Source organism: Alistipes intestinihominis, assembly GCF_040095975.1.
In the GTDB taxonomy this organism is placed as follows: Bacteria; Bacteroidota; Bacteroidia; order Bacteroidales; family Rikenellaceae; genus Alistipes; species Alistipes senegalensis.
Map to the genome: position 1 here is coordinate 122,169 of NZ_JBBMFL010000002.1, position 25,101 is coordinate 147,269.

At 61.2% G+C, this 25,101-nt stretch carries 15 protein-coding genes; all 15 read right to left on the reverse strand.

Going from position 1 to position 25,101, the window contains the following annotated elements:
- On the reverse strand, positions 1–2,565 hold the full coding sequence (locus WMO46_RS02135; RefSeq protein WP_349093685.1) for a zinc-dependent metalloprotease: 2,565 nt from the start codon (positions 2,563–2,565) through the stop codon (positions 1–3).
- A 13-nt stretch (positions 2,566–2,578) separates the two neighbouring features.
- Complete coding sequence (locus WMO46_RS02140; protein WP_349093686.1) at positions 2,579–5,167, reverse strand: zinc-dependent metalloprotease; 2,589 nt, start codon at positions 5,165–5,167, stop codon at positions 2,579–2,581.
- 22 nt (positions 5,168–5,189) lie between these two features.
- A complete protein-coding gene (locus tag WMO46_RS02145) occupies positions 5,190–6,140 on the reverse strand; it encodes a hypothetical protein (RefSeq protein WP_349093687.1) in 951 nt (316 codons plus the stop codon).
- Positions 6,141–6,158: 18 nt separating this feature from the next.
- On the reverse strand, positions 6,159–7,694 hold the full coding sequence (locus WMO46_RS02150) for a RagB/SusD family nutrient uptake outer membrane protein (protein WP_278819158.1): 1,536 nt from the start codon (positions 7,692–7,694) through the stop codon (positions 6,159–6,161).
- A gap of 13 nt (positions 7,695–7,707) precedes the next feature.
- On the reverse strand, positions 7,708–11,247 hold the full coding sequence (locus WMO46_RS02155) for a SusC/RagA family TonB-linked outer membrane protein (protein ID WP_349093688.1): 3,540 nt from the start codon (positions 11,245–11,247) through the stop codon (positions 7,708–7,710).
- 577 nt (positions 11,248–11,824) lie between these two features.
- Positions 11,825–12,673 carry a WG repeat-containing protein gene (locus tag WMO46_RS02160; RefSeq protein WP_349093689.1) on the reverse strand — a complete coding sequence of 283 codons (849 nt, stop codon included), beginning with the start codon at positions 12,671–12,673 and terminating at the stop codon, positions 11,825–11,827.
- 127 nt (positions 12,674–12,800) lie between these two features.
- The gene (locus tag WMO46_RS02165; RefSeq protein WP_349093690.1) at positions 12,801–13,982 is read right to left on the reverse strand and encodes a FecR family protein; all 1,182 of its coding nucleotides are present in this window, start codon (positions 13,980–13,982) and stop codon (positions 12,801–12,803) included.
- Positions 13,983–14,018: 36 nt separating this feature from the next.
- Positions 14,019–14,537: an RNA polymerase sigma-70 factor gene (locus WMO46_RS02170; protein WP_187120523.1), complete on the reverse strand. Its 519-nt coding sequence runs from the start codon at positions 14,535–14,537 to the stop codon at positions 14,019–14,021.
- A 107-nt stretch (positions 14,538–14,644) separates the two neighbouring features.
- A complete protein-coding gene (locus tag WMO46_RS02175; RefSeq protein ID WP_019151616.1) occupies positions 14,645–15,364 on the reverse strand; it encodes a LytR/AlgR family response regulator transcription factor in 720 nt (239 codons plus the stop codon).
- On the reverse strand, positions 15,361–16,410 hold the full coding sequence (locus WMO46_RS02180; protein WP_276715081.1) for a sensor histidine kinase: 1,050 nt from the start codon (positions 16,408–16,410) through the stop codon (positions 15,361–15,363). Before WMO46_RS02180 ends, WMO46_RS02175 begins: the two co-directional genes overlap by 4 nt.
- A gap of 24 nt (positions 16,411–16,434) precedes the next feature.
- Positions 16,435–17,655 (reverse strand): ABC transporter permease, encoded by a 1,221-nt coding sequence (locus tag WMO46_RS02185; protein WP_349093691.1) that lies wholly within the window; start codon positions 17,653–17,655, stop codon positions 16,435–16,437.
- Positions 17,656–17,658: 3 nt separating this feature from the next.
- Positions 17,659–18,399: an ABC transporter ATP-binding protein gene (locus WMO46_RS02190; protein WP_349093692.1), complete on the reverse strand. Its 741-nt coding sequence runs from the start codon at positions 18,397–18,399 to the stop codon at positions 17,659–17,661.
- Positions 18,400–18,401: 2 nt separating this feature from the next.
- Entirely contained in the window at positions 18,402–19,586 is a 1,185-nt protein-coding gene (locus tag WMO46_RS02195; protein ID WP_349093693.1) for an efflux RND transporter periplasmic adaptor subunit, read from the reverse strand.
- Positions 19,587–19,605: 19 nt separating this feature from the next.
- The gene (locus WMO46_RS02200; RefSeq protein ID WP_349093694.1) at positions 19,606–20,904 is read right to left on the reverse strand and encodes a TolC family protein; all 1,299 of its coding nucleotides are present in this window, start codon (positions 20,902–20,904) and stop codon (positions 19,606–19,608) included.
- A gap of 108 nt (positions 20,905–21,012) precedes the next feature.
- Positions 21,013–24,966, reverse strand: coding sequence for a two-component regulator propeller domain-containing protein (locus WMO46_RS02205; RefSeq protein ID WP_349093695.1), 3,954 nt, complete (start codon positions 24,964–24,966; stop codon positions 21,013–21,015).
- Positions 24,967–25,101: the final 135 nt, after the last annotated feature.

Sequence of the window (25,101 nt, forward strand, 5' to 3'; positions counted from 1 at the left end):
TTATTTTTTCGGTTTCAATAATTTGTTGACGGAGAAAAGTTGGGCCCGGTAGAACGGGATGTCGGCGGGATCGGCCGCATCGACAACCCGCTTTTCCAACAGCGTCTTCAGTTTTTTCAGCAATTTCAGCGTCTGTTCGTCGTCCATGCTGTACAGCTTTTGCGTGGTGCCGGGGACGATCGGCTGCACATAGGAGCGAAGCGGCGCTTCGCCGTCCGGCACGATGCCGGCTACGGTCTCGGGAAAGTCCCCGAACCCGTTGTCGGACGAGAGCGCACCCAAACGGGTTCCGCCCACACCGGCGATACGCAGTTCGGAACCTCTCAGCAGGCCGCGCTGCAAGAGCTTGTCCGCGGCGGTCAGCTTGCGGTTCTCGATGCTGTTCTTCCAGCCGTTCTCGTAGATGTCGTCGAAAAGCTCCTCCAGCGTGTAGGGATCGTCCGACAGGACATTGCAGTAAGCCAGCATATCGTAAGAGAGCCCCAGGCTGCCCATGATCAGGTTCACGGCCTTGAGCGGCGAGGGGACGTTGATGGAGAACTTCTCGTACACCTCGGGATTCTGGAGCTGCTCGCAGCCGAGCAGCTGTCCGAACACCCACTCCACCGAACGCTTCTGCACCTCGCGGGGCACGCACTTGTAGCGCGCTCCGTCGGGACGGTCCCCGCGGTTGTAGACGTAGATTCCGCCCACGTTGCGCCACACCGTTTCCAGATAGAGCTGATACTGTTTCAACAGCCTGGTCTCCACGCTCTTGCGGTACGCCCCGTCGGGGTCGTTGTCCGGGCCTATCCACGACGGCAGGTTGTCCATGATATATTTCAGATTGCGGATGCCGTACTCTCCGGCGCGGATCGCGTCGTCGCCCAGGTCCTCGCCCAGAGCCGAGGGGTCGAAACGATTGAACGATGCGTCCTGCAATGCGGCGTACCGGCACATCGGGTCGCCGGCATGCCGGGCGATCCACGCATCGAGCGTCGCCCGCTCCTGCGCGGCGTCGGGCACGAACCGGTAAAGCCAGCCGATGGCATACTCGTCGTAAACGCCCATCTCGGGCGGCGTGAGCCGCACGCCCTCGTCGCCGGGCTGCGCCACGTAGTTGAAACGGGCGTAATCCATGATCGAAGCCGTCGTGCCGTATTTCTGCGTGAACGTCGCCGAGCGCAGCGAATCGACCGGGATGGCCGACGATCCGGCCATGTTGTGGGCGAGCCCCAGGCAGTGGCCCATCTCATGCGCGGCGACATAGGCCAGCGACTCGTCCATCACCTCCCGGGGCATCACGACGTTGCGGACCCGGGGGTCGATCTGCGCCGTCTGCACGAAACGCCAGCGGTTGATCTTCGCGGCGACGTGCTGGTGCAGGACCATCGTGGCGCCGCGGATCTCGCCCGTGCGGGGATCGGTCCAGAAGTGTCCTTCGGCATTCTCGATGTTCGACGGAGCGTACCAGACGCACGAGGTGTTGATGCCGTAGGGATTGAACGCGGGGTCGTCCTTCGGGAAGTCCTCCACGCGGATCACCTCCCGGAACCCGGCCTTCTCGAAAGCCCTGTTCCAGCTCAGAATGCCGCGCTTCACCGGCTCGCGCCACGTCTCGGGCATATTCGGGTCCATGTACATCGTGATCGGGCGCACCGGGTCCGTGAGCTCGCCGCGCAGGTAGGCCGCCGTATCCGCCGGAACGATGTTCCAGCGTGCGGCGTACTTCACCTCGCCGACAGGCCCGCCCTCCTCGGAGAGCACCTTCTTTTCGATCGTGAACAGGCCGATGCGGTCGTCGGCCGGCCGGGGCCGCATGCTTTCCTCGGGCATGGGAACGAGCGAGAAGACGACATCCACATCCACGGGCAGATTGACGGCCACCGGAAAGATGAACCGCCATTCGCTCACGCTGTACTGCGTCGAAGTGCAGACGTAAAGTTCGCCGTTCAAGCTCCGGACATCGGTCACGCGGGTCAGGCCGGTCTTCATCACGGCCGAAATATCGAACGGATCGTATCCTTCGCCGATCGGGGAGAGTTCCGGAATGTCCGTGCAAAAGAGCTCCGTGGCGTCGATCACCACGGCCGTCCGGTCGTCGTTGCAGACCTTGATTCGGTATTGCCCCACGATGTTGTCGCAGCCGACTGCGGCGACGGCCGTCCCGACGCGCTCCGAAACGCCCTTCCGCAGCCAGGCGTCGTTCCGCCGCACCAGAACCACGGTGCTGTCCTCCAGATTGAACGCGACGTGCATCGGCGCCTGCTGCCGGAGCCCTGCGACGCATCCGCGCACGTACATCGTCGATGCGGGGGTCGTTCCCAGCAGCATATCCCGCCCCATCGAGGCCAACGGAATCTCGAAGAAGACCTTGCCGTCGATCTTGTGCAGGGTGACCAGCTCGCCGACGGCGGTCGTGTGTTTCCTGCCGTCGAAAAGTTTTTCGTAGGGCGTTTTCCGGACGGTCTGTTCCTTTCCCTCCTTCGCACGCTTGCGGGGCCCCGCATAACTTTCGGGCGTCGAGGCGACCGCCCATGCTGCCGCACAGACGACCGCGATCAGTTTCATGTATTTCATCATCATCTTGAAGAAGCGGTTATTTCAGGTTTCGGGAGCCGATCATCTGCTCCACGGAATAAAGCATGGCCCGGTAGTAGGTCTTTTCGTCCTCCGCCACCCGGGGCATCCGCTCGGTGAGCAGCGTGCGGAGCTTCGTCAGCAGGGTGAAGAAGGCCGTCTCCGTTTCGTCGAGCGCCGCAACGTCGATCGTCGGCTGCCAGCCGTACCCCTTGCCCAGCGAGGCGCTCTCCTCAGCGGCGGCCCGGTCGAGGCCGAACAGTTCCAGGTCCGCATCGTCGGGCGCATAGGCCAGCATGAACAGCGCGTGACCGCCCATCGCCTTGATCTTCGAGTTGAGCAGGACGATGCTGTGACGCTGCATGATGCGGCACGACGGCGTCAGGGGCTTCTGCCCCACGACATTCTCCCACAGCTCCTCGTAGACGACATCGAGGTAGTCCCCGACCGTGAAAGGCTCCTCCTGCGCCAGATAGGACGACAGGGTCACCCCGGCGCACAGCGAAATCAGCCGCTTGCGCATGGACTCGAACAGCGTCTCCTGCATGTAATTCTGATAATAGCCCAGCGGATAGCCCGTGGCATGGGCCTTCATGACCAGCCAGTCGCAGTCGCTCAGTTCCCGCAGCACCCAGCGCAGCGAAGCCTCCTGCACCGAGGCCGACGTGGAGACGAAGCGCGTCCCCTCCCCGACCGAACGGCGGGAGTTGTCGAGCCGGATGCCGCCCACGTTGTGCATCGCCGTGTAGATATAGCGGTGGTACTGATCGACCATCTTCCGAAAGAGATCCTTGCGCAGCTTGTAGTCGGGATCGCCGCCGCCGATCCAGTCGTCCATGCCGGCGGCGATCAGCTTCAGGTTGCTCACGCCGTAGGCGCCCGACTTCACGGCATCGTCCCCGAGGTCCTCCTCGACGGCCGACGGGTCGTAGCGGCTCAGCACCTGCTGGGGCGCGTAGCGGTACATCGGGTCGCCCTCCTTCGCGTCGATCAGCTTCTCGCCCTCGGCCTGCTCCTCGCGGACGCTCTTATCGCCCGGATACCAGCGGTAGAGCCACTCGATAGCGTAATAGTCGTAGACGCCCAGGTCCGAGGGCGCGAGCCGCACCCCCTTGTCCCCGGGCTGCGCCACGTAGTTGAAACGCGCATAGTCCATGATCGAGGGCGTGATGCCGTATTTGCGGGTGAAGGCCGCCGAACGGAGCGAATCGGTGGGGAATGCCGACGAGGCAGCCATGTTGTGCATCAGTCCGAGGCAGTGGCCCGCCTCGTGCGCCGCCACGCCGCTGAGGGTCTCCATCAGCAGCTCTTCGGGTATGTCGGCCGTGCGGACCCGCTCATCGACCTGCGCGGTCTGCAAGAAGCGCCAGGCCGCAGCCAGCCGGATCACGTCATTGCAGATGAGGATCGAAGCGTTGATGATCTCGCCCGTCGCGGGATCGATCCACGAAGGCCCCATTGCGTTCTCGACCTGCGAAGGCACATAGCGGATACAGGAGTATTCGAGGTTGTCGGGGTCGAACGCAGGGTCGTCCGCCGGGAAATCCCGCACCTCGACGGCATCGGCGAATCCGATCCTCCCGAAAGCGTCGTTCCAGCGCAGCACGCCGCGGCGGATGGCCCCTTTCCAGGCCGGCGGGAAGAGGCTGTCGAGATAGAACACGATCGGCTCGACGGGCTTCACCCGCTCCCCGCGGGCATAAGCCGCCGGATCGGAGGGCTCCAACCGCCAGCGGTTGGCCAATGTGTAGGTCTCGGTCGGCGAACCGTCGGGAAGCCGCTGCTTCGAGGTGAGGAACACCCCGACACGCTGGTCGGAGATGCGCGGTTTCATCTTGTTCCCGGGCAGCAGCAACAGCGTGCGCCGGGCCGTGACGGTCAGCGGATATTTTTCGTACATCACCACGCCTTTGTCCTTGACGCTAGTCCTGCCCGAGAAGCGGGTGGTCACCGAAAGGCTCTTGTCGTAAGCCCCCAGTTCGAGAATCGAAGTCAGCTTTTTGTCCGGGGTGAAATAGAGGTCATACGTCCCGATATGGGGCGATACGGGCTCCATCGCAGGGTCGCTGCAATCCGAAAGCAGTTTGGTAGCATCGAAAACGAGCGCCGTACTGTCGGGATTGTAGGCCAGAATCCGGCACCCCTCCCATACGGGGTCCGCGAAGTTCTGCGCCGCGAGGGCCGCGGCCTGCGGATTTCCGTCGTCCGGGCGGTCCGGACGGGCGTTGACCCGGAGGATGGTCAGCAGCGTGTCCCGGACCGTGAAGCGCAGGTGCATCGGCGTCCGGGTCCGGTAGCCCACGATGCAGAACCGGCTGTCGCTGGTCTGCACCGTCGCCGAGGAGAGCAGCATCTCGCGTCCCAGCAGTTCCAGCGGGAATTCGAGATAGAGTTTGCCGTTCACCTTGTGCAACGTGGCGAATGTCCCGGAGGCGCGCTTCTCAACCCCTTTTTCAAACAGTTTCTCGTACTTGCCGGGCTTTTTCGCCCCGGCGGCACGCTCTTTCTTCGACTCCCTCTTCCGAAGGTCCGAAAAGGCCGATGCCGGCGCTGTGCAGCACAACAGCACGCACAACGCCGACAAAGCCAGCAACAGATTGTTTCTCATTCAGTTATCGGCAGTTTTGGTTTTATTGCAGTTCCTCCCCGATCTCGGTCCAAAGCGCTTTGAGCAGCGCATATTTTTCCAGGATCAGCGGATAGTCCGCATACGTGGTCCCGAAGCCGTCGTCGTCGCCGAGCAGCACCTCGACCAGGAAGGTCTCCACGTCGCGGCGCTGTCCCACGGTCTTGTAGCTCCGCGAACCCGCGGTGTCGTTGAAGCTGGTGTCCGAGGTATCGTACACCAGGAACCCGTACTCCTTCCAGTCCTTGAAAACCGGGCTGGTGGCGCTGGAATTCGTCTCCTTGATGTCGTAAACATAGTCGTAGAGACTGATCTTATCGCCGCCCTGCGTGCTGGCGTCCGCCTTGGCGTAGAAATCTTCCAGCTCCGTGGCGCGCTCGTTGACCAGATACACGGAGATGACCTCGGCCGCGATCTCGGCAGCCAACCGCTTCTTCTCCGCTTCGGACATGGTTTTGATGGAATTCAGGCGGCCTACGGCCGTCGTCATCATCCCCCTGTAAGCCGAGGCTTCGCCCTTCCGGTTCTTTTTCTGGTCGATGTCGAGCCGGCCGACCAGCAGGAAACAGCGCGGATAGAGTTTCTCGGGCAGGATCGGAATCACCCGGTCGCGCATCAGTTCGAGACCCGCGATGACGGCATCGTCATCCTCGGAAAGCTCGTAGGTGGCGACCTCGGTACGGCTGGTGATGGCGTAGTTCACGTCCAGCACCTCGTAGTAGACGTAGGGATTGCCCAGCGCGTCGAGCCCGCGGTCGATCGAGCCGATGGTGTCATTGCGGAACAAGGCGATACCCGTCTGCGAATAGATTTCGTAGCGGAGGTGATCGACGGGATCGCTCGAATCCTCCACGGCGAACCAGTTCCGGTCCAGCCCCGACGGGCTCAGGTCCTTGTCCTTGCCGCAGCCCGCAACGAGCAGCGCCGCGACAGCCGCATATATTGCTTTTTTCATATTCTCTCTCATTATAAATTATTGTACCAGCACTCTGTCGGGACGATCGTTGTCCACCAGCATTCCTTCGTTGTTCTGCAACGCATAGGTCGGGAAAGGCATCACCCAACCCCCGTCGCCGGGCCATTCGCCCAGTTCATGATAACCGCTCAGCACGGCGGCGTTGTCGCCCCACTCGTAAACGGCATGGCGGATCGTGGTCTTGAGCTGATACTTGGGCAGCACGGCGTAGCGGCGCAGGTCGTACCAGCGCAAGCCGCGGAAAGCCAGCTCACGGCGGCGTTCGGCGCGGATGAAGTCGATCATCTCCTGTCCCGTAAAGGTCTCGTAGGCGACATCCTCCATTCCCGTCTTGATGCGGTTGTCACGAATCGTCTTGAGCGCGGCGGCGGCTCCCGTCCAGTCGTCCTCCATAGCGGCGGCCTCGGCTTCGATCAGGTAAGCCTCGGGCAGCGTGAAACTCAGCGGCGTGAAATAAGAGGTCTTCGCCTGAAAAAGGAAATGCGAAAAGCTATTGCCTCCGGACGACTTCTTGAAAAACCAGTAGCTCTTCCGCAGGTCGTTGCTGGCATACGAACCGTAAAGTTCGTCCGAATAAGAGGGCTGCGGACATTTGGTCGTATTCATAAGTATGACCTGCCAGCCGTTCAGGAAAATGTACTCGCTCCAAGCCAAACTCCGGTCTACCGTAGTCGCAGTCTGATAAGCGCTGGACGTGAAATCGTTCATGTTGCACATGCGGAACGTGGCGTTCGAAACGTCGGCGATGACTTCCCCGGCCCATTTCCGGGCCTCGGCCCAGTCGCACATGTAGAGATAGCACCGCGCCAGCAGCAGCCGCGCCGCCGAGGCGTTGGCATAGAGCTTGTTGCTGCGCTCGACGGGCTGCAAGCACTCTACGGCCATCTTGAGGTCCTTGACGATCTGGTCGTAGAGCTCCTGCACCGAATTGCGCGCGAAACCGCCGGCCTTGATCGCCGACTCGGTTTTCAGCGGCACGGCCAGGTCCGTCGAAGCCGTCTCGGCCACATAGGGCAGCCCCCAGAGGTTCGTAAGCGTGAAGTAGTAAAGCGCGCGCAGGAAACAGGCGCTGCCCTTCACCTGCCGGTAGAGGTTCCGGGTCTTCGAATCCCCGGCAAAACGTTCGACCTCCTCGATCACGGCGTTCGTCACGGCGATTTTGACATAGAGGTCCTGCCAGGAGGGGTTGCCTCCGTAGGGAGCTCTGTTAGCCGTATTCTGCACCACCGATTTATCCTCCCACCAGGGATAGCGCTCCCAGAGGTAAATTCCCCGGATGTAGTTCATGGGACGGTTTCCCTCGTTAGGTCCGAACCACTCCTCCTTGCAGTCGTCGTCCATATAATTAATCCACAGATATTTGCATACTTGGGAACGATCCTCCAGATAGGCGCCGCCGATCAGCAGTTCGTCGAGATCGGAGAGATCGTCCACATAGGAGAGTGTCTGGGAGTACTCTTCCAGAAAGTCGCCGCACGAAGGCAGGCCGGCCAGCAGAACCCCGGAAAACAGAATAGCAAGTATTTTTTTCATAGCGGGCTGTACTTTAGAATGAGACATTGAGCGTAAACGAGTAGGTCGGACGGATCGACACGGCGATCGCAGAGCCGCCCGAGGTGGTCGGGTCCTGTCCTTTGAGCCGCGAATTGGCGAACGTGTAGAGGTTGGTGCCGGTGAACATCAGATACCCCGATTTCATCCGGATGCTGTTGCAGAACTTCCGCGGCAGCTGGTAGCGCAGCGAAATCGACTGGATTTTCAGGTAGTTGCCGCTCACGACGCGCGAATCCGAATAGTCGTACATCTGCCAGATGTTGGGGGCGAAACCGTCCTTGAAAAGATACGTCATGATATTCTTGATGTCGGTTCCCGACACACCGCTCTGCCACCAGGGGCTCAGCGTCTCCGTGAACTCGCGTCCGGAAAGAATGCCCGGAATGTTGGTGTACTTCTCGTCGCCCGCCTTTTGCCAGCGGCGAAGCCATTCGCGGCGGACGTTCTCCGTCGGCAGCGGCGCGATGGTGCCGTTGATTCCCGAGACGTTGGGATAAAGTTTCGTCAGACGGATTTTCGACCCGAGGCTGTAAGCCAGGTTGACGCTCAGCGTGAAATTGTTGTAGGTAAACGTATTGCGCAGGGTTCCCTGGATCGTCGGGACACGTGTGCCCGAATAGGACATGACGGTCATGTAGCGCTGCTGGTTGGTGTCGAAATACTCGTTCAGCCACTTGGCGCGCGTGATCTCCGTCTGCTCGCCGGTCTGGGGATCGGTGACGGTGACCATCTGGCTGAAATTGTCGAACGTCGGACGCCCGTCCTTGCCGTCGAGCCCGGTGAAACGGTAGGAGTAGAATCCGTTGATCGGACGGCCCACGACGTGAATCGTTCCGTTCAGATACTCCGAATAATAGATCTCGCTATCGTGTTTGAGCGTCGTCTCGGGCGTCTGCACGGCCTTGTCGATCAGCTGGTTGATGACCGAACCCAGCGAGGGGTCGAAACGCCAGCGGAAACCCTTGATCTCGCCGTTGACCTCCGTCAGACGGTTGATCGGCGTGAAGTTCAGCGTCAGGTCGAGTCCCTGGTTGGTGAGCGTACCGCGGTTGACCGTGTAGCTGGTGATGCCGTTGACCTCCGAGACGCTCTGGCTCATGTAGGCGTCGGTGGTCTTGCGGTAGTACCACTCGATCGTACCCGTGATCTTGCGCTTGAAGAGCGCGAAGTCCAGACCGATGTTGGTCGTGTAGGTCTTCTCCCACTTCAGGTCGGGATTGGGCCACTTGTTGATGCTCTTGGAATAGGAGTCGAAATATTTGTCGTAACCGCCCTCCTTGATCACCAGCCGCGTGGGGACGCTCGGCACATTGCCCTGCGAACCGAACGAGGCGCGCAGCGACATCGAATTGATCCAGCGGACATCCTTCAACACGTTCTCGGTGATGTTCCAGCGTCCCGCGAGGGCCCACGTGGGCAGGAAACGCTCGTTGGCGCGCGAACCGAACTCGTTGGAGAAGTCGCTGCGCATGTTGAAGCTGAAATAGGCGTGCTGCATATAGCCGTATCCCAGCGTCATGTAGGCCGCGAGGTTGTTCGAACGATTGATCGTGCGCACGCCCATCGCCTCGGCCGTTTGCAGCCAGTCGGCGTATGCATCGTAGTTGACCGGATTCTCCACCTTCGAACTGCCGATGATCGTCACGCCCTGCATGATGTTGCCGCGGTCGGGGTCGTAGCCGCGGTAGGTCTGCGACAGCCCCTCGTAGGTGGTGGAGGAGACTTCAGTACCCAGCGAAGCGTCGATCTTGTGCTGCGCGTCCTTGCCGAACTTCTCGGTGTAGACGAGCGCCGCACGCGCCGAATAGCCGCGGCGGTCGGTCCGGGTCTCTTTCAGCTCTCCGCCGACGGGCAGCAGCGTATTCTCGTAATACCACGAGTCGGTCGCAGCGTTGAACCGCTTGTTGAGCGTCCGCCCGTACCAGGTATTCTGTCCGTGGTAGTTGCCCGTGTAGTTGTTCGACACGGAATAGGAGAGCAGCGAAGTGATCTTCAAGGTCGAGGTGATGTCGTAGTCAACGCCTGCACGCGCCGTCACGCTGTTGTTCTTCTGCTTGCGGTAGCTGTTCTCCATATCTTCGAGGATATTGAACGGATAGGAGTCGCCGGTGCTGGTGGCACTCGCCGAGGTCGATCTCAGATAGGACCAGTAATTGCCGTCCGCATCGTAGACGGGCACCGCACGGCTGGTGTTGTAGGCGTAGTCGTTGATATTAAGGTCGGAGGGCTCGCCGTCGGTGTCCGTCACCGAGCCGTTCATGCCGAAAGTCACCTTGAAACGCTTGTAGTTGCCCGTCAGATTGAACGTCGCCGTGTAGGTCTTGCTCTTCTCGCCCAGGGTCGAACCCTGCTGGTTGTTCATACCCAGCGAAGCGTGGTAGCGGACATTGGAGGTTCCGCCCGAAAGGCTCAGCGTGTGGCGGTGCGACCAGGCGTTCTGCATCAGCAGGTCGAACCAGTCGGTGTTGAGCGTCTCGTAGTAGCTCGCCTGACGTGCGAATTCGTTGTAGTCGATGCTGCCGTTCATGTAGTCGCGGTAGGAAGCCTCGTAGCCGAGCCACGACGTGATGTTGGGATAGACTTGCCGGTTGTTCATCAGCTCGCGCGAAAACGAGGTGCGCTCCAGCGAGTTCATCACATCGACCGAACGGTCCGTATAGCGGGGCCGCTGGGTGAAAGTGCCCGAAAACGAGTAGGTGACCACGGGAGGGCCCTGCTTGCCGCGCTTGGTCGTCACGACGATAACGCCGTTCGAGGCGCTCTTTCCGTAGAGCGCCGTGGCCGAAGCGTCTTTCAGGATGTCGATCTGGTCGATGTCCTCGGGGTTCAGGCCCGACACGGCGTTGCCCAGCAGGTTCACGAAGTCGAGGTCGTTGATCTGCTCGGGATCTATGTTCACGGGATCGCTCTGCACGACGCCGTCGATCACCCACAGGGGCTCCTGCGAACCGAGGACGGTCGTCGTACCGCGGATGCGCAGCTTCGGCGCAGCTCCCAGCTGGCCGCTGCTCTGCATGTAGGTCAGGCCCGGAACCTGTCCTTCGAGCATCTGGTCGATGGTCGAAAGGCCGGGGTTATAGATGTTCTCGGCCTTGATCGAAACGATCGAAGCCGCCATTTCGCGGGGCGTCAGCTCCTGATAACCCGTGTGGACCACCTCGACGTTGCCGATGTCGGTCGATGACTGCTGAAGGTTCACATACAGTTTCTTGCCCTCGACGTAGTTGATCTCCTGGGGCGTCATGCCGATAAACGAGAACCGGACGACCATATCCTTCTGACGGGGCGCGACGATCTTGAACTCGCCTTTCGCATCGGTCGTGGTTCCGTAGCGCGTGCCCTTGACCACGACGGAGACGCCGGCGAGCGACTTGCGGTACTCGTCCAGCACGCGGCCCTCGATCGTCACCCGGTCCGACTTGACCTGCTGGCCCTCCTTGTGGCGGATGACGACATGGTCGTCGGTGATCTCCCAGACGAGGTCCGTCCCCGTGAAGCACCGTTTGAGAATCGCTTCGAGATCGGAACGCACGCACGAGAAGTTCTTTTTGCCCAGCGCCTCGATGTCGTCCGTCTGGTAGACGAACGAATAGTTGCTCTGCTTCTCGATTTGCAGGAAAAGTTCGGTCAGGTAAGCGTCACGAATCGTGAGCGTGAAGAGCTTTTTGGGCTGGCCGTAAGCGAGGGGGGGGGGATACGTGAAGTGCGGAAATCAGCAGTACGGCAAGACACAGCAGCCGTTTCACCGCCATCCGTGTTACGCAGCCGGAACGTTCTCTGATTTCCTTTTCCGGAGGTAAAGATTTCTTCATACGCAAAAGTTTAAGGATTAATACTAACCTAACCGCCGAGGCACCCGAAGCGGAATCGGGCTGCCTCGCACGATTATTATAACAATCGAATAAGCCGTTCGGGCTATCCCGAACGGCTTATTTTTGCAAAAAAAGTGATTTTTTATTCCGGCGAAGTTTCAATCCGTAACCTGAAATCGGCCTTCGAAGCGGCTCAGTGACGGATTATTCCTATTTTCTGCCGGTTATGTCGAATCCCGTCGTTTTTCCGTCTCCGGGCATGCGGAGAGATTTCGGACACGAGCCGCAGGACAAAGGCTATTTCAGTTTCCGGCCGAGCCCGTCGAAAACGCTCTTTTTCCCGCCGGCATACATGTCGATCCGCCCCTTTCCGGGCGTAACCCGGCTCACGTCGGGCCACCCACCGTCCCGGTCGGAGCTGAAAACCGGCTCGCGCCCGTTCCTGTAACGGCAGGAATCGTGGATGAACGGAATGACCTCCCGCCCACGGCTGTCCACGGCGCCCCACTTGCCCTCCTTCTGCGCCAGCAACAGCGATTCGCCGATCCCGAAAATGCGGTCGTAAATGCAGGGAATGACCTCCCGGCCGCATTTGTCGATACAGCCCCACTTGCAGGCGTCGGGGACTTCGTTCGGCTCGGCGATTTCGACCGGAAGCCCGTGGTTGCGGCGCGTCTCCACGACCACGGCCAACCCGTACGCCACCGGGCGGATCACCTCATAACGGGGCGTAACGGCTTCGCCCCGGCGGTTTATCAGCACCATTTCGCTGTCGCCGTACGTCCACGGGGTTATGAATTCGCGGAGTTCGTCGCGGAAGGCGAACCGCACGACAGCCAGGTCTTTGTCGAAGCCCAGATCGCCGAAATTCAGGGCGGCATCGAACCGATAAGGAATCGCCAGTTCACCCGCAGGACCGATGTAGCCGTACTTTTTCATCTCGCGGACCAGGGCCCGGTCGCCGCAGAAAGGATGCGCCTCGGCGTAACGGACATCGTTGAGCCGGTTGCCCGCCGCATCGACATAGCAATAATAGAGTTCCGGCCCGTTATGATGTTTGGACACGGTGTACTCGGGACTTTCGGGCGCCGCGGCTCCCGTCAGCAGGAGCAATGCCGCAGCGGAAAAAAGGAACGGTTTTTTCATGATGGGCTCATTTATCGGTATCGAACTGAAATTACACTTTTATAATATAACAAACAAATCGGCCGCCCGGGCTACCCGAACGGCCGAAATTTCACCAAAAAAATGAGGACTTTTACCGGAGGCAGTTTCAATTCATAACCGTAATCACCCGCCCGTCGCGTTTGAAGTTCACGCTGCGGGTCTTGGAGAGGATGTCCAGCACGGATTCGATGTCGTCGTAACGCTTGATCCGCGCCGTGATATTGATATTCCGCAGGGAGTCTTTCAGCACGTAGTCGATGTTGTACCATGCCGAAAGCTCCTCCATGATACTGCCCACGGGCTTCGATTCGAAGATGAAATAGCCGTCCTTCCAGGCTGTCTGATAGAGCGTTTCGACCTGCCGGACCTCGCAGCGGTCGCCGCTGACGACGGCCTGCTGTCCGGGCGTCAGCACCGCCAGCCGCTCGCCGCTGCCGGCATCGAACAGCCCGACGCTGCCCTTCACGAGGGTCGTGACGCTCTGCGCTCCCTTGGCCGAAACGCAAAATTCGGTGCCGAAGACCTGAATTTCGGTCCGGCCGGTCCGGACGATGAACGGATGTTCCGCATCGTGGGCGACATCGAAATAGGCCCGGCCCGAAACCGTCACTTCGCGCCGCTCCCCGGCGAAATAAACGGGGTATTCGAGCTGCGAATCGGCGTCGAGGTAAACGACGGTTCCGTCGGAAAGTTCCACATTGTAATTCACGCCGCGCGGCACGACCAGCGTATGCAGGGCGGGAGCCGCCGCGACGGCCGGAGCTTCCGCGGCCGGAGCCGCCGCTTCGGGCTTTTTGTAGGAGAGCGTGCGCTCGCCGTCGCGGGCATCGACGACGGCATTCGCCTCGGCCAGAACGACGGGACGCCCCTCGTCGTCCGCCAGGTCCACGACCTGCCCGGAGGAGAGGATCAGTCGGGCCCCCTCGCTGTTGTGCATGATCTCGGGATGGCGCACATCGGTCCGGCCGCTCCCGCCGAACCTCGCGCCGAAGAAGGTCACCGCGACCAGCAGCGGCACGATCGCCGCGGCATACAGGGCATAGCGCAATCCCCGGCGGGGAGCGACGGGCGCAGGCGCGGGCAGCGTGCTGCGAAAGTCTTTCTGCGAATCGACATCCACATATTCGCACAGCCGCCTGCCCAGGCCGTTTTTCTGCCTGATCCGGTCGTACAAGGCCCGGTTCGCCGGTTCTTCGAGCCACTTTTTCAGGACACGGCTCTCTTCGGGCGTTATCTCTTCGATCAGCTCCTTGTAGATCAGATCGGAGATCATCAATTCATCAGTCATGCTATAATCGGTTTTCGCGGTTGGTCTTTTCAGGGTTCACAACATCTTTTCACGCAGCTTCTTCACAGCCCGTATGCGGTGGTTCTTCACCGTGTTGATGGCTATATGGAGCAGTTCGCCGATCTCCTGGTAGGACTTGCCCTCCATGGAGAGGATCAGCACCCGCCGGCACTCGGTCGGCAGCGCCTCGACGGCCGCCATCAGCCGCCGTTCCACTTCGGTTTCGATGACCATCTCCGACTCCTGGGCTTCGGAAAGCGAGTTCTGCTGCACGCGGATCATCTTTTCGGTGGTCAGCGAGTTCTTTTTAAGCAGGTTGAGCGACCTGTTGCGGACGGATATATAAAGAAACGAACGGATCGTGTAATAATTGTTGAAGTTGTCGTGCTGAAGCCAGAGAGCGGCAAAAACATCCTGCACGATGTCCTGGGCCTCGCTCGCATCCCGCACATACTTGACGGCATAGATGCACAGCGGGCTGAAAAACTGCTCGTAAACCTTCCGGAAGGCCCACTCCTCGCCCCGCTGAAACGCCTTTATGAGCTGATTTTTCATCATAACCATCCGTCTCTTCCCTGTCAAAGTCAGTATCCGTGCCTTGCAAATATAGACAAATAATCCGGGGAGCGCGGCAATCCCGCCGATTTTTTAACGGCCCCGTCTCAGAGCAGCAGGGAACGGTCGGACAGAAAGTCGAAAAAAGCCTGCCGGTAGTTTTCGGAGATCGGGATGCGCTCCCGGCCGAAAACGATGCTGTTGCGCTCGATGGTGCGGATCTTCGCGGGCTGCACGATGTAGGAGCGGTGGACGCGGATAAAACGGTCGGCGGGAAGCTGCTCCTCCAGCGATTTCAGGCTCATGAGCGACAAGACGGGATGCGGTTCGTCCTCGACGTGGATCTTCACGTAGTCTTTCAGCCCCTCGATATAGAGAATCCGCTCCAGCTCGATCTGTCGCAGCCGGTATTCGGTCTTGACGAAGATGCTCCGCAGGTCGTCGGCGGGCGCTCCGGCACGGCGTTTCAGTTCGAACCATTCGAGGGCCTTTTGCGCCGCGGCCAGAAAATCGGCGTAGCTGATCGGTTTGAGCAGGTAATCCACGGCATTGACCCGGAATCCTTCGACGGCATAGCGGCTGAAAGCCGTGGTGAAGATCACGCGCGTGTCGGCGGGGAGCATCCGCGAGAACTCCACGCCGTTCAGCCCCGGCATCTGAATATCGCAGAAAAGCAGATCGACCGGACGGTCGCGCAGCATGCCGAAGGCCGCGACGCCGCTGCCGAACGAGCCCTGCAACTCCAGAAAGGGGGTCTTCCGGACGTACGACTCCATCAGTTCCACGGCCAGCGGCTCGTCGTCGATTATCGCGCAGCTCAGTTTCATTCATCCGGCAGTTCGATGCACAGCAGCGCCTGATAGGCGTCGCCGGCTTGTCCGTATTCGAAAGTATAGCGTCCCGGATAGATCATCTCCAGCCGTTTCGAAAGGTTCGTCAGCCCGATTCCCGAACCGCTGCGGTCCGAATCGCCCGACTTGGGGAAACAGCTGTTCCTGATCCGGCAGACGAGCCGCCGCCCCTCCTCGTGGATGTCGATCGTCACGTAGGAGGGCTTTTCGTTGCTCACCCCGTGCTTGAAGGCGTTCTCGACCAGCGAAATGAACAGCAGCGGCGCGACGGGCGTCGGGCTCGGCTCCTCGGGCAGCGAGACGAAGACCCGCACGTGGCGGGGCTGGCGGATGCGCATCAGCTCGATGTAGTCGCGCAAAAACTCGACCTCGGCTTTCAGCGGCACCGTCGGCCGGCTGCTCTCGTAGAGGACATAGCGCAGCAGGCTGCTCAGTTCGTGGACCGACCGCTGGGCCCGGTCCACGTCGATCTGAATGAGCGAATAGATGTTGTTGAGCGTGTTGAACAGGAAATGGGGATTGAGCTGGCTTTTGAGATTCTGCAATTCGGCTTCGGTACGGCTGTGCTCCAGCTCCTGCCGGGCCGCCTCGGCACGGTACCAGCCTCCCGTCATCCGGATGGCCACGCCGGCGCCGACGACCAGCAGGTAGAGGACGGCGTTTCCGGCGAAAAACCGCAGGGCGTCCTGCCATGTCCGCTCCATCGGCGGACGGTGCCCCGTGTCGGGCAGGACGTAGCGGAACAGCAGGTGCACGCCGATCATCACGGCTCCGATCAGCAGGACGTTGTACCCCGCGAAGCGTCCGAACCGCCGCGTGGTGAGATAGCGGTCGATCAGCCCGAGGTAATTCGTGTAGAACACCACCATGAACGACAGCGGGATCAGCAGGAACCGCAGGTATTCCCCGCCGCTCAGCAGCGGACGGTCGGGTCCCGTGACGAAGAGCGGCATGCCGAAGATCACGGCCCAGGCCGTGAAGTGCACGAGCCAGGCTCTGTATTTCGATTGCGAAGCAGTCATATTGACAAATGTACGAAAAAAAATTTACTCATAGCGGATGGCTTCGATGGGATCGAGCATGGCGGCCTTCCGGGCCGGATACCACCCGAAGAAGACCCCCGTAAGGGTGCAGACGGCGAACGAGAGAAAGACGCTCCACGGCTGAATGTAGATGGGGAACGCCGCGGCGACATTGACCACGACGGCGGCCCCCACGCCGAACACCACGCCGATCAGACCTCCCGTGACACTGATAAGGATCGACTCGATGAGGAACTGCGCGAGGATGTCGCGGCTCTTGGCCCCGATCGACATCCGCAAGCCGATCTCCCGCGTGCGTTCCGTGACGGAGACATACATGATGTTCATGATGCCGATGCCTCCCACGAGCAGCGAGATTCCGGCCACGGCGGCCAGCAGCACGGTCATCATGTCGGTCGTCGAGGTGAGCATCGACGACAGCTCCTGTTGCGAGCGGATCGAGAAGTCGTCGTCGTCATCGGCTTTGAGACGGTGGTTGGTGCGCAGGATGTCGGTGATCTCCCCGATCGCGTCGTCCGTATAGACCTCGCTCAGCGCCGAGCAGACGATCTCCTGCAAGTGGGTGATGGCGAGGATGCGCTTCTGAACGGTGGTGTAGGGCGCGATGATCAGGTCGTCCTGGTCCATGCCCATGCTGTTGTAGCCCTTGCTTTCGAGCACCCCGACGATGCGGAACGGAATGGTCCCGAAGCGAATGACCTTCCCGACGGGATTCTCCCCGTTGGTGAAGAGCTCATCAATGACCGTCTGGCCGATGAGGCACACCTTGGCGGCGGTCTTGATGTCGTGCTCGGTGAACACGTCGCCGTCGGCCACCTTGTAGCGGCGGATGTCGAGGTAGTCGAGGTTCACGCCGTAGACCGTCGTCGGGGTGTTGTTCGCCCCGTAAACCGCCTGCCCGGAGCTGTTAACCGCCGGCGAGACGTAGGTCACATAGCGCGTGTCGGCCCGTATGTCTTCGAAATCCTTGATCTTCAGCGACTGCATATCATCGGCGCTCAGCTGCACGCCTCCGCGCCGGTCGCCGCCCGGGTGGATCATGATCATATTCGACCCCATCTCGCTGATCTCGGCCTGGATGCTGCGCTTCGACCCCTGGCCGATGGCCAGCATCGTGATGACCGACGCCACGCCGATGATGATGCCGAGCATCGTGAGGAATCCGCGCAGCTTGTTGTTGCTCAGCGCCTTGACGGCTATTCGGAACAGATTGGTGAAATTCATCGTTTACTCCTCCTGTTTGGGCAGCTGCGCCAGGGCGTCGGCTGCGCGTAAGATATTCCCGTTGCGGATGTCGCTCGTGATGCGCCCATCGCGCAGCGTGATGTTGCGGCTGCTGTACTGGGCGATCTCGGGGTTGTGCGTGACGAAGATGATCGTGCGGCCCGCGGCGTAGAGCTCCTGAAAGAGCACCAGCACCTCGAAACTCGTGCGGGTATCGAGGTTGCCCGTGGCCTCGTCGGCGAGGATCACCGCCGGATCGTTCGCCAGCGCCCGGGCGATGGCCACGCGCTGCATCTGCCCGCCCGACATCTGGTTGCTCCTGTGCAGCAGGCGGTCGCCGAGCCCCACGGCCGTAAGCGCCGCGACAGCCCGTTCGCGCCGCTGCGCCGCCGAATAGCGGGAGTTGTACATCAGCGGCAGTTCGACGTTCTCGATGGCCGTGCTCTTCGGCAGCAGGTTGTAGTTCTGGAAAACGAATCCGATCTTGCGGTTGCGCAGCACGGCCCGCTCGTTCTTGTCCATCGAACGCACCGGAACGCCGTCGAGGAAGTACTCGCCCGAGGTCGGGGTGTCGAGACATCCCAGCGTGTTGAGAAGCGTCGATTTCCCCGATCCCGACGTGCCCATGACGGTGACGAACTCGCCTTCTTCGATGGTGAACGACACCCCGCGCAGGGCGTGCACCGTCTCGTCGCCGACCCGGAAGTCGCGCCGGATATTTTCCAGCCGGATGACCTCTTTCATGGCTATTTCTTTTTGTTTCCCCCGGGGCCCGAGGGCATGAAGGGACTGCGTTCGACGGCGGCTGCCGGAGCGGCGCTGGCGGCCGTCAGCCCCACGGCCACCACATCGCCGTCGGAGAGCCCTTCGACGATTTCGGTCCGGTCGCCGCTCGCCGCGCCCGTCACGACGAACCGTGCCGCAAACGTCTGCCCCTCCTTCACCCAGATTTCGCGCCGGCCCGCAACCGTCTGCTCCGCAGGCTGTTCGACCGTCAGGCCCAGTTCCCCGAGCAGTTCCGCATCGGGCACGAAGCGCAGCGCCTTGGTCGGAACGGCCAGCGCGTCGTCCTTCTCCAGCGTGAAGATCGTGACGTTGGCCGTCAGCCCCGGCTTGAGCTTCAGATCGGGGTTGTAGGCCGTGATGACCACTTCGTAGGTCACCACGCTCGACTCGGTCGTCGCTTCGAGACGGACCTGCTCGACCGTGCCTTCGAACGTGTCGTCGGGATAGGCATCGACGGTGAACTGCACACGCTGTCCGTCGGCCACCTGCCCGATGTCCGCCTCATCGACATCGGCCACCACCTGCATCTGCGTCAGGTCGGCGGCGATGGTGAAGAGCGTCGGCGTCTCGAACCCCGCGGCCACGGTCTGCCCCTCCTCCACGGCGCGGCTGATCACCACACCGTCGATCGGCGACGTGATGGTCGCATACCCCAGGTTGCGGCGGACCTTGACGATGTCCGCCTTGGCCTGCTCGTAGGCGTTGCGGGCCTTTTCGTAGAGATAGTACGCCTGGTCGTACTCGGCGTCGCTCACCAGCTCCTTTTCGCGGAGCGTCTTCGTGCGGGCGTAGGTCTTCAGCTGGTATTCGTACTCGGTCTTGCAGCTCGCCAGCTCGGCCTGCGACGACTCCAGCTCGGCCTGCAAAGTCACCTTGTCCATCTCGGCGATCAGCTGTCCGGCCTTCACCACGTCGTTGTAGTCGGCGTAGAGCTTGTCGATGATGCCCGACACCTGCGTGCCGACCTCGACCTCGGTGACGGGTTCCACCGTGCCGGTCGCCGTCACGGAGTTGCGGATGGTGATGCGCTCGGTCGGGGCGGTTTCCAGCGTGATGCCGCTCTTTTCCGACGGCCGCAGCGCGATCCAGAGGCCGGCGGCGGCGACGAGGACACAGGCCCCGATCAGGATGTTGCGTTTTTTCATCGTGATTATGGTGTTTGATTTATTTTCCCTGGTAAATGTCGAGCAGTTCGATGTTGAGCAGCGCCATGTACTTCGCTTGCAGAACCTCCTGCCGGGCGGCCGTCAGTTCGTTCTGCGCCGTGATCAGCTCCACGGTGTTCTTCATCCCCACACGGAACTGCTCGTCGGTGAGGTCGCAACTCTGCTGGGCATAGCGCTGTTTTTCGCAGGCGGCGACGTACTGCGACTGGGCCGACACGGCGTCGAGATAGGCCGACTCCACCTCCCGGAGCAGTTCCTTTTCGAGGCTCTGCCGCTCCAGAAGGCTGTTCGAGACGGCGATGCGCGCCTTGTTGACCGCCGTGCGGTTCTTGCGGTTGGAGAAGATCGGGATGCTCACCGAGAGCCCGACGTTCTCGTTGAAGCGGTTCCAGACCTGCGAACCGCTTTCGAACGAACCGCCCGACATGTGCCCGGTGCCGATGCCCGCGGAGAGGGAAACGGAGGGAAAGAATCCTGCGCGCGCCTGCCTGATGCCCAACTCCGCCGATTCGACGGCCAGCTCCCCGCGTTTGATCTCGGGCATGGCGTCCAGCGCCGTGGCATAGATTTCGGCTTTGGCGGGAAGGGCTGACAACACCTCACTCTCCTGGATGGCGGGCGCCGCAAGATTCATCTCCTCCGTTATGTCGAGTTCGAGCAGCTGCTTGAGCTGCAACTTGTAGTTGTCGAGCGACGCAGAAGCCACGACGACCTGGTATTCGTCGCTCGCGTACTGGCTTTCCAGCTGTGCGAAATCGACCTTGCTGATCGACCCGGCCTGCCACATCGCCTCCGCGCGGTCGCGCCGGGCCTTCGAGGCGTCGGCCGTGGAGCGGTTCACCGTGACAGCCTCGGCGGCGTAGAGGCACTGCATGTAGGCTTGGACGATGGCGATGCGGATGTCGTTGGCGCTCTCCTCGACCGAAAGGGCGTCGATGCGGTTCTGCACCTGCTGCCGCTTCACCGCCGTCCGCAGTTTGCCGCCCTCGTAGAGCGTCATGCCGGCGTTCAGCCCGTATGTCCCGGTGTAACTGTTGCGGTCCGTGGCGTTCGACGAGGGGTAGTTCGTGAAGCCCTGCGTCACCGAAGCCGTCAGCGACGGGAACAGCGCGGCTTTGGCCTCCTCGGTGTCCTCGATCCCCGAAAGATAGTCGTTGCGGCTCTGCCGCAGCTGGATGTTGTTCTCCAACGCATAGTCGAGACACTCCCCGAGCGTCCAAACCTTCAGCGAGTCCTGCGCCGCCGCAAACTGCCAGCCGAGCAACGCGACGCACGCTATCCACACTCTTCGTTTCATGGCATTTTCATTTGACGCAAATTTACCGGCTGCCTTCCGTGCGTACAAATGAAATAGACGTTCGCCCCGATCACCCCGACGACGGGGCTGATTTCACCGACGAGCGTTTCACGCCCCGGGCTTCGCGTGCCGGCGGCGGTATTCGCCGGGCGAAGCGCCGTAATACTCCTTGAACTGGCGGCTGAAATGGTTCGGATTGCAGTAACCCAGTTTATAGGAGATCTCCGATGCGGTCATCGCCGTCGTTTGCAGCCACCCGGCCGCCTCGCGCATCTTGATTTGCAGGATGAAGTCCGAAGGCGTCCGGTCGGTCAGCCGCTTGATGCTGAGATAGAGTTGCGTGCGGCTGATATTCGCGAAACGCGCCAGTTCGTTGACCGACAGCCCCGGATCGTCGAGGTGGGCGTGGATATAATCCGTCACCGAGAGGATGAACCGTTCGTCGGTGTTGTTCAGTCCGGGGGTCGTGATCCCGACACTGCCCGCCGCCATGTAATAGTCGCGCAGCACGTCCTTCGTCCGCAGCAGGTTATTCAGCCGCAGGAACAGTTCCTGCAAGTTGATCGGCTTCTGGAACATGGCGTCGGCGCCGCATTGCAGCGCCCGGATGCGGTTCTCGCCCGAGAGCTCGAAACTCTCCAGGATCACCGGGATATGGCGCGTGCGGTTCGAGTTCTTGATCATCCCGCACAGGTCGAATCCGTTCGTGTCGGCAAGCTGCATGTCGCAGATAACCACGTCGATGCTCTGGGATTTGAGCAGCAGCAGGGCTTCGTCGCCCGTCGCGGCGCTCGACACGTGGAAGTGTTTTTGCAGCCGTTTTTCCAGCACCCGTTTCGAATCGGCGTCGTTCTCGACGAGCAGGATGCGGAATTTGCGGTGCCCCTCGGCATCGAGGAACCGGGGCTGGGAGACATCCTCGAAATAGCTCGTGTTATCGACGATCCTCCCGACGATGCCCGTCGCGGCGTCGGGCCGTTCGGGCTCGGCCCCGTCATCCTGCCCGACGGCCATCTCCATCCGGAAGAGGTTGCCCCGCTGCGGCAGCGACTCCACCGACAGGCGGATATCGAACAGCCGGGCGATACTCTTCACCAACGCCAGTCCGATGCCGCCGTTGGGCAGCCCCGCCGAATTGTAGGGCTGGAAAATGGCTTTCTTCTGCTCCTCGGTCAGGCAGGGGCCGCTGTTGAACAGCTCGACGACGGCCTGCCGCCCGTCGAAGGTGAGTTTCAACGAGCTCTCGCCGCCCGGCTGCACCGATTTGAAGGAGTTGTCCAGCAGGTTGCCCACCAGCATCTCCATCTTGGCGGCGTCGAAGAGCATCGGCAGCGACTCCACCCCGGCATGGAACCCGTGCGCGATCTGCTTGCGGTTGTAGAGGGGCACGAAAGTCTCGTAGATATTGCGCAGGAAAGGCACCAGATCGTATTTGCGGATCGAAACCGAGATATTCCGCGACTCGATGTTGCGAAAGTCCAGCAGCTGATCGACCAGGAAGTCGAGCCGTTCGATGTTGCGGCGGAAAATCGCCGGATCGCTCCCGGCATCGCCGTCCGGCGGCGGCAGCACGCTGTCCTGCAAGGTCGAGATGACCGACAGCGGCGTCTTGAACTCGTAGGAGATGCTGCTGAAAAAATCGAGCTTCATGGCATTGATCCGGTCGCGGGTCTCGCGCTCGCGGCGGGCCTGCTCGACCAGCTCCCGGGCATGCCGCTGCCGCCGCACCAGCCGCACGAACTGCCAGACGACGAATCCCAGCACCGACAGATAGAGCGCGATCATCCATCCGCTGAGCAGCACGGGCGGCCGGACCCGGAGGGCGATCCGCTTTTCGGCCAGCACCCCGCCGTCGTCCGCGACCAGCCGCACCGACAGGCCGTAACGGCCGGTGGGCAGCCCCGTGTAGGTGATCTCGCCCTGCGGCCCCAGTTCGTACCAGTCGTCGTCGAAGCCCTCCAGCCGGTAACGGCACGAATAGGGCGCCGTGCGGTAGATGTCGTAGTCGATCACGGAGACCTCGAAGGTCAGGAAGGTCTGCTTGTGGGCCAGCGTGATTTCCTGCGTGTCGTTGACGGGGAGTTTCAGCACGCTGCCCCCGATCTCCACGGGCTTGTTGAAGAGTTTCAGCCCGGAGATGAAAAGCGTCGGCTGCTGCCGGAGGTCGTTTTCGAGTTTCGCGGGCCAGAAGCAGACCAGCCCGTTCGTCGTTCCGAAGCAGATCTCGCCCTGACGGCCCGCATATCCGGAGCGGACGTTGAATTCATTGATGCCCATGCCTTTGGCGAGGCTGAACCGGCGCAGGCGCCGGGCCGTGTCGAGCCGGAAAAGGTCGTTTCCGGCCGCCAGCCACAGATTGCCGGAGGCGTCGCCGCGCATGCCGGCGATCCCGCCGTTGATCTGCGGATGGTTTTGCACGGCAGGCGAAAAACGCCCCTCCTCGAAGCGCCAGATGTCGCCCTTGGTCGTCCCCAGCCACAGACAGCCGCCGCCGTCCACCCAGCCGCACTGGATGTAGGGCCGCGTATCGGTCTCGGGAAGCTGGAACTCCTCGATCCGCCTTTGCCGACGGTCGTAACAGAGCACCGAACAGAAATTGATGAACCAGACCTTGTCGCCATGAATCTGCGCGTCGTAAAAGGCGAACTCCTCCTTGCCGCATTTGCAGACCGGCCCGAACGAATCGGTCGCATAGCGGTAGATGTCGATCCCCTTTTCGGTGGCCACGAAGAGCGTATCGGCGTTGAGCGGACACAACAGCAGGACGTTTCCGCTCGAAATGGACGCGGTGTCGCCGGCGCGGCTGGTGTAGTGGCGGATGCGGCCGTCGGGGGCCAGGCAGTAGAGGCCGCTGGCGAGGGACCCCGCCCACAGATTCCCGCGGACATCGCGCTGGAGGGAGAGGATATTGTCGTTGATGTCCGCATTGCGGCTCGATATGCGCCGCAGGAAACCTCCCGACGGATCGAGCACGTTGATCCCCGCGCTGTTGGTGGAGACCCACCAGTTCCCCTGCGCATCGCGCTGTATGCCGTTGGCCGCGACGTTCCGGGTGCGGAGCGAAGGCCCAGAGGTGCCCAGCGTGTAGTACTCCACGCCCGAATCGAGGTTGCCGACCCGGAACAGCCCCGAAAAATAGGTCCCCAGCAGCATGTCCTGCCGGCGGGTCCGAAAAATGCAGATCACGGTGTTGAGCAGCGCATTGTCATTGAGTTCGCAGACATAGTTGCAGAAGAAATCGTTGTTATAGTCGTAGACCGCAACGCCGTTGTTGTGGCCGATCCACAAGCGGTCGTAACGGTCTTCGCTCAGGCTGGCGATGTTCTCGATCTCCGGAACACGGAACCGCCGGGCGACGGGCTCGCGGCGGAACTCGTCGGCCGCCCGGTTGTAGCGGAAGAGCCCGTCCTTGATCGTTCCGACCCAGACGCACCCCTTGGAATCGGCATAGAGGCTCACCCCCACCAGCGGCGACCGGTCGGCGCTGGTCAGGTCATAGGTCGCCGCGACGTTGAAATCCTCGCCGATGCGGAATACGCGCTCCTTCGAAAGCCCCCACAGCTGCCCGAATTTGTCGCAACAGAAATATTCGTAGGGAGTCTCCTTCGCCACGAGCGTCAGCCGGTCGCCGTCGCAGCGGTACAGCTGCTTCGGGGTCTTGAGCAGCAGGTCGTCCCCGGCCCGCACGATCGTGCGCACATACCCCACGTCGCGGCCCTCGCAGGTCAGGCGCGAGAAACGGCCGCTGGCGTAGTCGTACACCCCGAGGAAGCGCGGCGTGCCGATCAGGATACGGTCGCCGGTATCGTGGAACGACCATACTTCCAGCCCGTTGTACTCCTCGACCTTCTGCAACCTCCGTCCGTCGTAAATGTTCAGCCCCTGCGAGGTTCCGATCCATATCCGGCCGTACGCATCGTCGCACAGCGCCGTGACGCGGTTGCCCGAAAGCCCGTCGTTGCGGCTCAGATGCTCGTAGTTCCAGATGACGCCGTCATGCTGGGCCGATACGGGCGTTTGCAGCAGCAACAGCCATGACAACAGGGTCAGAAGTCGTTTCATACATCCTCATTTTTCCGAAAGTTAACAATATATATTTGTATTTACATCACGCCGAAATTGCATATTTGTTCACAGAACCTATAAATTCGTTCAAATCGTCCCGCCGGAACCGCCGTTAACCCAGCCTGCACGATT